The following is an 11,754-nucleotide window of genomic DNA, read 5'->3' on the forward strand; positions in this document are numbered from 1 at the left end:
CAAAAAATTGATTGTAAAAACTTGTTATAAAGCGATCGGCCCGCAGCAGGTAACCGCTTTTTAAAACAATCCAGCGCCAAGATGAAATTATCTAACAGCATATTGCCGCCTTTTCCCCTGCTTACTGCTACAATAATGATCTCCATAAAAAATAATAATCAGGAACTTAAACCCAAATTTGTAGAGGGATATAGATGGTATATGTTGCGGCACAGGAACCTAATTCTACCAATGTTAAATAGCAATAAGAAAAAAAGCTAGAAATAATTTATTGCTACTAATACTTCTTTCAAACAATTACCGTACAAAATTAGAAATCAATTAAGGATTTTATCAGCGATTGAAAGGTTAGTAGTAGAGGTAAAAAAGGGGATTAAAAGGCACTTAATATTATGCTTGCATTATTGTTGCTAATTTGACTTTTATTTAATTTAGTACAAGGCTTATTATATCAATTATCAGTTATTTAAGTAAGTATTTGCATATTCTGAAAGCAAATCACAACTATTATAAATCTCCCGGTTTTTTATGAAAAAGGATTTAGTTACACATAAATTTTTAACAGCATACCAATAAAAAATCTGCACTTAAATGAAGATGGCCTAAAACCATTTATAAGGATCAAACTGGTATTGGTATTGGTTTAGAAAAAGTTGAAATATTAGTGAAATCGAAAATTACCCCGCCACTTAAGTGTACTTTTTAATTTATTTTTAACAATCATGCAGCATTTTTGTTTAAATGTGTGCCTTTTGTTATTATATTGTTAAGTTGGGTTATTTAAAAAAAACGCCCACCGTTTATTTATTTAAAAATCATATCTCATGAAAAAAATCGTACTAACATTGTCGGTAATTTTTTTGTTGCTGATTCATGCAAATAGTCAAAACAGGACTGTTTCAGGAAAGGTAACAAACGAGCAAGGCATTGGAATTTCAACAGCATCTATTGCTGTAAAAGGGGCAAAAACTGGCACAACGTCAGACGAAAATGGTAATTTTAGTATTACAGTTACTCCCTCCGCAAAAACCTTATTATTTTCCTCCTTAAATTTTGTGAACCAGGATGTAAATATTGTGGGAAAAAGTGAAATCACCGTTATTTTATCAGGTAGTAGCCAAAACTTAACTGAAGTAGTAATAACCGCATTGGGTATTGCGAAAGATAAAAGAGCGGTTGGTTACTCTACTGCTACAATTAAGGGAGAAGATTTAGTAAAAGCAAGAGAAACCAATGTAATTAATTCTTTGGCTGGCAGGGTTTCCGGAGTAAGAATTAATTCTGCATCAGGTACTTTAGGAGGCTCTTCAAAAATTATTATCCGCGGGGCTAACTCATTTGATGGCAATAATCAACCGTTATTTGTTGTTGATGGTTTTCCTATAAATAATAATGCGGCCGGAGGCGGTACCGGTGGAACAAATGTAGACTATGGTAACAGAGCCGGAGATATCAATCCGGATGATGTGGAAACAATGACTATTTTAAAAGGAGCCGCGGCGGCGGCCTTATATGGATCTTTGGCTAAAAATGGTGCCATTATTATTACCACTAAAAAAGGTAAAAAAAATTCAAAAACAAGTGTATCTGTTAACTCTTCTGTTAGATACGACAATATTTTAAAGATACCGGAATTTCAAAATGAATATGCGCAGGGAAACTATGGTGTGTATGATTTAAAATATTCAAATGGCTGGGGTCCAAAAATTAGCGGCGTATCCGATCTTAAATTTAAAGACTTTTTAGGCAGAGATGTAACATTGAGCGCCAAACCCAGAAATGTTGCTGATTTTTTCAACACGGGTGTGTCGTACATTAATAACGTTGCCTTTTCAGGTGGTAGCGAAAATTCAGATTTTCGTTTAAGCTTATCGAATGTAAAAGAAACAGGTATCATACCTGAAACTAAACTGGATAGATATTCAGTCTCTTTAAATGCAGGTAGAGATCTTTCGAGCAAATTGTCTTCCCGTGTATCCGTTAATTATACAAAAACTAAAGGTACCGGCAGGCCTGCCCAGGCTTCTAATAATTCAAATACAATTGTTTCATCAATTTTTGGAATACCCAGAGTGGTTGATATAAATGATGTTAGAAATAATGTTTACCTGCCAATTCCTGATCCGGTAACCGGCCCACAAAGATTTTTAACAACAGATAAAACCGGTAATAATCCATATTGGATAATGCAAAATAACCAAAATAATAATTATGTAGACAGGTTAATAGGCACCGCAACACTCGCCTACAAACCCTTTAACTGGTTAACGGTAAGTGATAATTTAGGGGTTGATTTTTTTACCGAGAACCGCTTTAGTACCGTGAGAAATGGAACCGCCGGATTTTTGCCCGGTCAATTTACCACAACAGATATTTTTAACAGAACAACCAACAACGATTTAACCATAAGTGCAGAAACCAAAGTGCACGATTTTGCACTTAAATTATTAGTGGGTAATAATATTTTAGACAGATTTTCCAGAGGTAACTCTGTTTTGTCAACAGGCTTAACTATTCCATTATTGTATACCTATTCAAATGCAGCAGTGCGAAGCCCTACTTATAGTTATGCTCAACGCAGATTAATTGCATTATATGGAGACGCCAGTATCAGCTACAAAAATTTTGCATTTTTAGATATCACGGGTAGAAATGATATTTCTTCAACACTTCCAGTTGCCAACCGGTCTTATTTCTATCCTTCTGTAACGGGTAGTTTAATATTTTCTCAGTTAATAAAACCTGATTGGTTAAACTATGGTAAAATAAGAGCAGGTTATGCAAGTGTTGGCAGCGATGAATTGCCTTATAATCTAAACTTCAATTACACCCCTGCAACTACGGTATTTGTTCAGTATATTTCTCCTGCACCTACTGTATTTCCATTTGGCGTTATAACTACTCCATTTGGCGGCCCGGGTATTTTGCCCAATTTACTTTTACAACCACAAAAACAAAATACGTTTGAAATTGGAACGGATCTTAAATTTCTTAACAATAGGGTTGGCGTAGGTTTTACTTATTATAACACCCTTACAAAAAATCAAATTGTTGCCATCATCGTACCAACTTCTACCGGGTATACAAATAATAATGTAAATGCAGGTGGGGTAAGAAACAAAGGCATTGAGGTTGATCTAAATCTTGTTCCCATCAGAAGCAAAAACTTTACCTGGAACATTGATGTAAATTTTGCTAAAAATAAACAAACCGTAGAACAGCTTTATGGTAATTTAAAAGATTACACGTTGGCTTCGGGTTACAGCAGTTTATTAATTAAAGCTCCAATTGGTGGTACGTTTGGTTTATATGGTACCGGTTGGTTAAGAGATCCTAATAATAATATTGTAATTGATGCTGTATCGGGCTTAAGAAAAACAGCACCAAGTATCAGATTCGGAGATATTTATCCCGCCTGGACAGGGGGCCTGAGAAATGCATTTTCTTATAAAGGTTTAACCCTGGATTTTTTGGTTGATGTTAGAAAAGGAGGTGTTTTTTATTCAGGAACTGTTTCAGGTTTACGTGCATCCGGATCGGCAATTGAGACTTTGGCAAACAGAGATAAGGTGTTTATAGATAAAGGTGTTATGGATGATGGAACAGGAAAATTTGTACCAAATACCACACCGGTAAAAAGCATGCAGGATTTTTGGGCAAATTACTCTTCAACATCTAATACCGAAGGAAATGTTTTTGATGCATCTTTTGTAAAACTGCGGGAAGTAAGATTGTCTTTTGCTTTACCCTCCGGTATTTTTAAAAAGGGTTTTATTAAAGGAATGGAATTTGGTTTGGAAGGCAGAAACCTTTGGATCATAAAATCTTTTGTACCACATATCGACCCTGAATTAAACTTTTTTGGCTCTGGCGGCTCTGGAGAGGGAGTTGAATTTAACAGCATTCCTTCTACCCGGTCAATTGGATTTAATTTAAGATTATCACTTTAAAAAATATTTTATATGAAAAAATTTAATAAATATTTAATTATAACTTTTTTGATTTTTACAGTTTCCGCTTTTAGCTCCTGTAAAAAATATCTGGATATAAACACGGATCCAACTACCGCTACCAGTGTTGACGGAAAGTTATTATTTGGCTATGCTGTAACTTACTGGGATCAAAGCAGAAGTGGGGGAGATATATATATTCCCATTGCACTCATGAGCCAAACTATTGCAAGTGGTGGTAATTTTGGTTGGGGAAAAGATAATATATACGTTTTAAGTCCAACTTCTTTAAACAACGCCTGGACCTTCTATTATCAAAGAATAGGTAATAATTTAAATTTAGCCATAAAGGCTTATGAAGCTGCCGGAAATAAAAATGGGGTAGCTCAATGTCAAATAGTTTTAGCGCAAGTAGTGTATGAAGCTTCGCTGATGTTTGGTGACATCCCATACACTGAAGCCTGGAAAACAGGAATAGCCTACCCTAAATTTGATGCTCAAAAAGATGTTTTTGAATCTTTGCTTAAATTATTAAATGGTGCCATCGCTTCACTTGATCCGGCTAATCCGCTAAAAATTTCAGACTATGATATTTATTATGCCGGCGATATCAGCAAATGGATAAAAACAGCAAATTCTATCAAATTTAAGATTTTGATGACCATGGTAGATAAAGACCCGACGAAAGCTGCTGAAATTGGAACAATGGTTGCAAATCCATCCTCCATGATAAATGATGCTACAGATAATTGGTTATTCAAATATGGCGCAACTACAACCAACTCAAATCCCAAACAACGATTATTGGCTACTTATACGAACGGGGAAAATCAGTGGTTTTTTGCTAATAAAAATGTACTGGATTATATGAAACCAACAGATCCCAGAATACCAATTTATTTTGATAAGCCTGCCGGAGCTACCGGGTATATTAGTTCACAAACGGAAGAAGAAGCAGATGCTAATTCTGCAAAAATAAGCGCTTATCTGTATCGGCAGGATGCACCTGATTTATTATGTACTTATCAGGAACTTTCCTTGTTAGAAGCTGAAGTGTATGCAAGAGGCCTTGGTGTTACAAAAGATTTCACAAAGGCACAGGCATTATACAATCAGGGTTTACAGGCAGCAATGCTATTTTACGGTGCAGACGCTGGTGCCACTTCTACTTATATAAGTACCCAGGTGCCTGACCTTTCAACAATAGCTGACCCTGTGAAAGAAATACATCTGCAACAATGGGTTGATTTAATGGACAGACCAATTGAAGCTTTCACCCAATGGAGAAGATCGGGTCCTGATGGAAGTGAAGTACCACAGCTTGCCTTGCCGGTTGGTGCTACTGCAGGGCCATTAATTCGCAGGTATATATATTCTGTAGATGAATCAAATGCAAATCCAAACTTACCAAAGCCTACTCCGGTTTATTCAGATAAGCAATGGTTTGATCTTTAAAATTCTAAAATTAATCAAATGAAAAATATCTGTTTATTGATCAGTACATGTTTTATAATAACCTTCAGCAGTTGTAAAAAAAGCTATGTAGGAGATACCTACGATTTTACTAATACTTTAGCGCCTTACGTTGAATTAGCTTCAAAAGCACGCATAAAGGCTGCACAAGGTTCAGTTATAAAAATAACAGTACAAATGAAAACGGCGCTTACAGAAGATGTGACCGTAAATTATTCAATTACCGGAGCAGGTTCTGCACCAATTAACGGTACTGTAGTTGTGCTTCGAAACACCGTTAAAACCATCGCTCCAATAACTTTACCAACCGGCATCGTTGCACCAGGTTCAACCGTGGCAGCTAAGTTAATATTGACAGGAGCCATAAAAGGTAGTGATGTTTTAAGAATTGGAAGCATTGTTCCTACTACGGAAGTGATTAATTTAACAATAACTCCATGATGATAGTTTGTAATACGGATCTGCAAATGAGGTCTGCTATAAAATTTAATTATTTGTAAATAATGTATTTTTTAGTACTGGCAAAATAATTTCAGGTAAACCTGTTAAAACTATTTTTGCTCAAAGTACAAAAAGAGTTTAGTGAAGCAGCTTCACTAAACTCTTTTTGTTTGTCAGATATGTTCATCACCTAAAGGATGTAAGTCCCAAACAGGAGTTACCGTACTTATCGTTCGCCAATTACAAGGGTGGTGGTGGCTACTGCAAATCTGAAGGAAGCAAATAGCAAATATTTGCGCCCACCTGCAAAATTTTAGATAAGGCGGCAATCCATAAGTAATGGTACCAAAGAAACAGCTGCACAATACTGTGAAACGACCCTAAGGGAAACAATGGCTTAATTTATACCCGATTGTATTTATAGGTTTCATTCAGACACAATCGACATAAAAAATATTGCTGCTTACTACCGGTTGGTAGAAAGTTATCTTACTTAATTTGACGGGGTTTGCCATAAAATATTCTTAAATATTGGCTTTGGGACCAATGCTGCCAGAGAGCAAAAAGATGAAGAAGCGGCCATCTCAATAAAAGAGATAAAAATGAACTGACCCTTTTTAAAGAGACAGACTTATAGTGTAACACTTGTTATGATAAATTGGGTGTCTATTTTTTAAACATAAATTTAAAAGATACCGATGAAGTATTGGAATGAATGATCCATAACAAACCCATCAGAGAGATAGAATCAACTTTCAGAATATTGAAAACAGAAGTAGACCTGCGACTGGTTTATCATAAAAATGATACTGCAACCATGGCTCATTTACCTATTGGAATTGCTCTTGTTGCCGGTGTTTTCAGCAGACACAGCCTCTTAGCAAATATGAACTTTAATCAAATCAACCAATGGATATAGCATTTGTAATGCACCGCTTAAAAGAGAAATAATTTTTTACAGAGGACGTATCTGGTGAATACACAGACCAGGGAGAAAAAAACTGCTATAATCATTATTTTATTTCACCTGTTTTTTCATCTGACTGATCCAGTCAGTTATTAATTTCACACCTTCTTTATGGATTACGGTACGGGCAAGTTCTGGCATTGCCGTACCTGTTTCAGTGCTATTCATCCGGTACGCTATAATCGAATGCGCCGCATCACCGGGAACAATATCATAGTTCAATCCACCTGCTCCGCCACCTGCAGATACCGGCACCTTCATCACTCCCAATTTGTAAGCATCGGTTTGCTGATATTCTAAAAATAAGCCGGTATTATAGGCATCGCCACCTTTAATATGGCAGTGTGCACAGTTAACATCCAGGTAAGCCCTCGCTCTTTGTTCCAGGCTAAAATGCTTGTCATCTTTCCAGTTAGGCAACTGCTGCACTTCGCCCAAAGCAGGCAAGCCAGACAGCATGCCTTTTGAAGCCCATTGTGCAAGCTGGTTATCGGTTTGCCCGTTGATAGTAAAATTTAGATTTCTTGCTTTGGGGCCGATGGGTGTAAGCACATCGTTGTTAATATGGCATCGTTTACAATCGTTGGTATTGGGCACCTGGTAAGTGGTGGATATCGGATTGCCCTCGTCATCCAGTAACGTGATGGGCACCTGGGCACCTGTAATATGCTTCACTGCATCCGTTTGTGCGGCGTTCCACAGGTAATCCATGGCCTTCCATTTTTTGTCTGCAGGATCTTTTACCAGCAGCCTTGTTTCAATCATTATTTTTTGATGGTCTGTATTGGTGTACGCAAAATTTTTAATGATGATGGTTGAATCGGGGAAATCAAGTACACCCGTAGCTGTATATTTTGCAGATGAACCCCTGGGCAAAAAAACAAACCGGTCCTTTATTGAATAATCAGTAAATAAAGGGGTACTTAATTGATACCGTACAACAGTTTCCTGCGGTTCCAATGCATTGAGTTTATTTTTAAAAAACCCATAATCAGAAAGCTTTTCTTTAAACTGAAATGTGCCGTTTGAGGCGATTGCATTTGCCTGCTGCCCCGATTGGCTGGTACAACTTTGTATGGCCACTACCGCAATGGCAATACCCATAAAAATCAACAGCATCAAAGAATATATCTTATGCATGAAACAGGCTTGTAAGTAAAATTAAAACGTTTTTTTTAATATTTGCTGATAAAACTATTTGCAGGTAAATGGCGCCATATTCGTATCCGGACGCCATTTTTCAGGATGCGCCATATTTATAAAATCGGAATTCACAAACACGTTATCGCCCGGTTGACTGATGCAAATTGAATCAGGATTGGCACCCTTTGCCCCCGTTAAAATATTGCTGGAAAAACCATCGTACATGATAAAGGGTATGCGTTTATTTTTACGCAATGCATCCTGTACATTTAATTTTTGTTCAATGGCAACCAATAACTTTCCAATATGGTGCTGATAAGCCGGTTCCGGAAAAGCATCGCCCATCTGTATAGTGTTATCATAAATTTTTACATGGGTAGAAATGGGAGAATACTGCCCGTTGATTTTTTCGGCTGCCTTATCATCTACAGAAAATCCTGAAGCAATGGTGATGGAAGATGAATTGTTATTAATAATCCTGTTGGCATAAATCTCAATATTAGACGCCGCTAAAATAATTACACCGCTACCCGGGGATGCATTGCCCACGCCGGAAATAGTACCAAAGCTGCCTGCCTTGGCAAAGTTCCGGCTATTGTTGTCGTGAATATAATTGTCGTACGCTTTTACATAGCCCCCCCGTTGTGAAAGACCCGGCAGATCAAAAATTAAAAAACCCGCTGTGTTATTATAAAATTCATTGTCATACACCTGCGCATGAGCCGTATTTTCAATTTCGCAGCCAGCCACATTTTTTGCGGCCCTGCATTTTGTTACGATAACACTGTCTGATTGCCCTACATAAATACCCGCATCCGAAGAGCCTTCTGCATAACAATTTTCTATCAACACATTTTTACACAGTACAGGATAAATAGCATAACCACCACTGGTGCTATCGGCTGTTTTCCATACTGCATGCAGGTTGGTAATGGCAACATCCCGGCTTTTGTTTATCTTAATTAAATCTCCTTTAGAATCCCTGATTGTTAAGCCATCTATTGTGAAGCCTTTTACACCTGTAATCCGAATCCCTTCACCACCCTGGCTTTGATCCGAAAAATCAAGAATAGTTTTATCAAAGCCTTCGCCTTTTATACGGATATGATTTACCTGGGCTATACTGAGATTATCAAATTTGTAAGTGCCTTGCTTTAATAAAATAGAAGTGTTGTCTTTTATAGATAAAAAAGCTTCCACAATCCTGGCCTCTTCTCCAGGATTAAAACTAAGTGTGTTGGTATAACCATCTTTTAGTTCTGTATTTCCTTTGCAGGCAAATAGAAATACTACTAATAGGATTGCAAAAACATTAAAATTAAATAGCTGTTTCATTTTTTTTATTTTGTTTTCACTTTTTGATCAGGTCGTAATTTTAAAAAATATTATACGCATAAGTTACATAATAAACCGCACCAATAGTAGGATTGGCAATGCCGGTTGAATAATACTGGTTGGTAATATTAGTGGCCCCCACCCTGATGCCCGAATGTGCTTTAAGCACTTTATAGCTCAGCTGTGCATCTATTACAGCCGAAGAAGGAACAGTACCGGCAGCAAGTCCTCCGCTTATTTTTGGCTTTTCAAAATTGAAGAATGCAATCGGCTATTTATATTTAGTAATTCATTACTTAATACTTAAATTAGTACTACTTTTTAAGCCCTTTAAAAATAAGGGATACCAAAAATTTCATATCACTAATGCCTTGTGTGTAATCCACACTATCCTCATTTTTCAAAATCGCCTTCTGTTCCTCACTATGCTTCAACGCATCGCTGATATTTATTAGTACGTCCGCTATCTTGTCTGTATTGTTTTTAATAAGCTCTCCGTTTTCAACCGCCCTTTTTATCACCTGTGACAGAAATTTTTTTTCCTGTTTCATCATAGCGTCATAGAGTTCAAAAAACTTCGGGAGTATCTTATTCAGCGTATCACTGGATACCCGGTTCATATTCAGCACATTTTTATAATAGTCAAAACGGGATTGCATGTAAAACCAAACTTTATTTTCCACTCCTTTCTTTAACAATGTTTTTTTCTGAGTTAATTCAAGATACTGTTCCCCTTCCTTTATGGCCACTTCTATAAAAATATCTTCTTTGTTTTTGTAATAATAATATAACGATGCCTTATTAAACCCAACGGCTTTTGCAATGTCGTCCAGTGTTGTTTTATCGAGGCCAAATTTTTTAAAACACTGCATGGCGCTCCGGCCTATTTTTTCCTTTACTTGTTCTTTTTTACTCATCCTGATTTTTTAACAGAAAATTAAATATAGTATTTTTTGTTTTTCAAACTATTTAATATGTTAGTTGAAAATATAAAAACTACAAGTATTCGTGAACAGGAAAATTTAATAAAATCCTTCCCTAAAAGTTTCAGTATTAATTTTAGAAAAAGTTGCCGAAAACAAATGAGTTAAAAAAGAAAGTTGCTTTTAGAACGAATTATTTTTTTCAAATGATGAGACAAAATTTTATCCATCTGCTCCCATGGCCAGTGTCTTAACCAAACACAGCTATTTAGCAAATCTGAACTTTAAGCAGCTTATCAGATTGATGTAGCATTTGTAAAGCACCGCTCATAATCTTTCCGAAAGGAAGTGTACGCTGAAGACATAAGGCATGGAAGAAAAAAAGCTTCTTCACTAAAAGTATAAACCTTCTATAGAGAAAGTTTATCTACGGCAAAATATACCAATTGCCATTTTACCGTTTTTTAAACTATCTGAAAGAAAAAATATAAAGCAATTATCCACGATAACAAATCAAAAAACGTGCGCCTGCGGATGTAAATTTTAATCTTCTTTCTCATCGTAAATTTTGTAGGTATATGGTTTCGTCCAATTTAACCTGGAAGAGTTTTTAATAAGCTGTGTTCAGTTTAAGCAGCAATAAATTTTGGCTGATTTAATTGAGCAATTAATTTAGGCTTTATTGCTGCAATATCTCTTTTGACAGATGGTTTTTTAGGAAAGAAGCAGTAAGATGCGATGGCAGTCACAATGTTTAAAATAAAGCCGGCAATACTCCGATGGCTGTATGTTTTACCTGGCAAATATTTTTCAATTCATCATTAACCGTTTCAATTAATGAAGGTTTAAGAAGTAATAATTACTCTTCATTACTCAATAACTTTTTTTTATTTCTTCGTACTGCTGTAATTAATTGTGCGCCATCGCCAAATAATAAACCGGTTAATGCTTTACCAATATAACCTTTGTCACCAACCATTTTACCACATATTTCTTTAGTGATACGGATAACACTTTTTGCATTGCTGTCGCTTGTATTGCCCGATGAGAGATAGAAAAAGCCGATTTCTCCTTTATCATTTATGATTTAATATAACTTAAACCCAAAGAAACAGCCAACGGATGATCTTCCAACTTTTGCCATGCCTTTAAAAACTTTGTTGCGTTTAATTCTTTTGCTGTGGCGAACCCGTAAAACAGCAGAGTCAATAAAACTTATACCAGTACATACTCCTCTACAGCAATAGTGGCTTTACCAATATGCTGTCTCTGTGCCTGATGGTAATAAACCTGAAATAATGAGTGAGGTTTGTATCCGCCGGTTGGCACCAGTTTTTTTGGCAAAATATACAACCGGAAAATTTAAGTTTACGTTTGCTACGATGGTCTCAGAAAGGGTTCCTGTATTTATCCAGTAGGTTTGAGGAGTAACAGGTGCTAAGGCAGGTGATTTGTTTCAGGCAAAAAAAATAAACAGGATATAAAAGAATTTTTACTTCATTTAGTAATTGATTTAAGTTAA

At 36.2% G+C, this 11,754-nt stretch carries 8 protein-coding genes and 1 pseudogene; 4 read left to right on the forward strand and 5 right to left on the reverse strand.

Annotated elements, in window-relative coordinates; translation table 11 throughout:
* Positions 1–824: 824 nt before the first annotated feature.
* The 4 genes from H7254_RS00085 to H7254_RS00100 all read left to right on the forward strand — a co-directional run bounded on the left by H7254_RS00085 (position 825) and on the right by H7254_RS00100 (position 6,783).
* Positions 825–3,950, forward strand: coding sequence for a SusC/RagA family TonB-linked outer membrane protein (locus H7254_RS00085; RefSeq protein ID WP_301931032.1), 3,126 nt, complete (start codon positions 825–827; stop codon positions 3,948–3,950).
* A 12-nt stretch (positions 3,951–3,962) separates the two neighbouring features.
* Positions 3,963–5,405 carry a SusD/RagB family nutrient-binding outer membrane lipoprotein gene (locus H7254_RS00090; RefSeq protein ID WP_301931033.1) on the forward strand — a complete coding sequence of 481 codons (1,443 nt, stop codon included), beginning with the start codon at positions 3,963–3,965 and terminating at the stop codon, positions 5,403–5,405.
* An 18-nt stretch (positions 5,406–5,423) separates the two neighbouring features.
* Entirely contained in the window at positions 5,424–5,864 is a 441-nt protein-coding gene (locus tag H7254_RS00095; protein WP_301931034.1) for a hypothetical protein, read from the forward strand.
* A gap of 715 nt (positions 5,865–6,579) precedes the next feature.
* A complete protein-coding gene (locus tag H7254_RS00100; protein WP_301931035.1) occupies positions 6,580–6,783 on the forward strand; it encodes a hypothetical protein in 204 nt (67 codons plus the stop codon).
* A 99-nt stretch (positions 6,784–6,882) separates the two neighbouring features.
* Here H7254_RS00100 and H7254_RS00105 read toward each other — a convergent pair whose 3' ends face one another.
* The 5 genes and pseudogenes from H7254_RS00105 to H7254_RS00125 form a co-directional block, all read right to left on the reverse strand.
* On the reverse strand, positions 6,883–7,971 hold the full coding sequence (locus H7254_RS00105; protein ID WP_301931036.1) for an SO2930 family diheme c-type cytochrome: 1,089 nt from the start codon (positions 7,969–7,971) through the stop codon (positions 6,883–6,885).
* 54 nt (positions 7,972–8,025) lie between these two features.
* A complete protein-coding gene (locus tag H7254_RS00110) occupies positions 8,026–9,309 on the reverse strand; it encodes a parallel beta-helix domain-containing protein (RefSeq protein WP_301931037.1) in 1,284 nt (427 codons plus the stop codon).
* A 40-nt stretch (positions 9,310–9,349) separates the two neighbouring features.
* Positions 9,350–9,478 (reverse strand): hypothetical protein, encoded by a 129-nt coding sequence (locus H7254_RS00115; protein WP_301931038.1) that lies wholly within the window; start codon positions 9,476–9,478, stop codon positions 9,350–9,352.
* A 145-nt stretch (positions 9,479–9,623) separates the two neighbouring features.
* Positions 9,624–10,226, reverse strand: coding sequence for a TetR/AcrR family transcriptional regulator (locus tag H7254_RS00120; RefSeq protein ID WP_301931039.1), 603 nt, complete (start codon positions 10,224–10,226; stop codon positions 9,624–9,626).
* Between the two features lie 760 nt (positions 10,227–10,986).
* A pseudogene (locus H7254_RS00125) lies at positions 10,987–11,454 on the reverse strand (transposase); the annotation flags it as partial.
* Between the last annotated feature and the right edge of the window lie 300 nt (positions 11,455–11,754).

Source organism: Ferruginibacter sp. (assembly GCF_014377975.1).
In the GTDB taxonomy this organism is placed as follows: domain Bacteria; phylum Bacteroidota; class Bacteroidia; order Chitinophagales; family Chitinophagaceae; genus Ferruginibacter.

Excerpts from the sequence above, each read along its gene's own strand:
- H7254_RS00120 (WP_301931039.1), bottom strand. The coding sequence starts at position 10,226 with ATGAGTAAAAAAGAACAAGTAAAGGAAAAAATAGGCCGGAGCGCCATG.
- H7254_RS00105 (WP_301931036.1), bottom strand. The coding sequence starts at position 7,971 with ATGCATAAGATATATTCTTTGATGCTGTTGATTTTTATGGGTATTGCC.
- H7254_RS00090 (WP_301931033.1), top strand. The coding sequence starts at position 3,963 with ATGAAAAAATTTAATAAATATTTAATTATAACTTTTTTGATTTTTACA.
- H7254_RS00095 (WP_301931034.1), top strand. The coding sequence starts at position 5,424 with ATGAAAAATATCTGTTTATTGATCAGTACATGTTTTATAATAACCTTC.
- H7254_RS00085 (WP_301931032.1), top strand. The coding sequence starts at position 825 with ATGAAAAAAATCGTACTAACATTGTCGGTAATTTTTTTGTTGCTGATT.
- H7254_RS00100 (WP_301931035.1), top strand. The coding sequence starts at position 6,580 with ATGATCCATAACAAACCCATCAGAGAGATAGAATCAACTTTCAGAATA.
- H7254_RS00110 (WP_301931037.1), bottom strand. The coding sequence starts at position 9,309 with ATGAAACAGCTATTTAATTTTAATGTTTTTGCAATCCTATTAGTAGTA.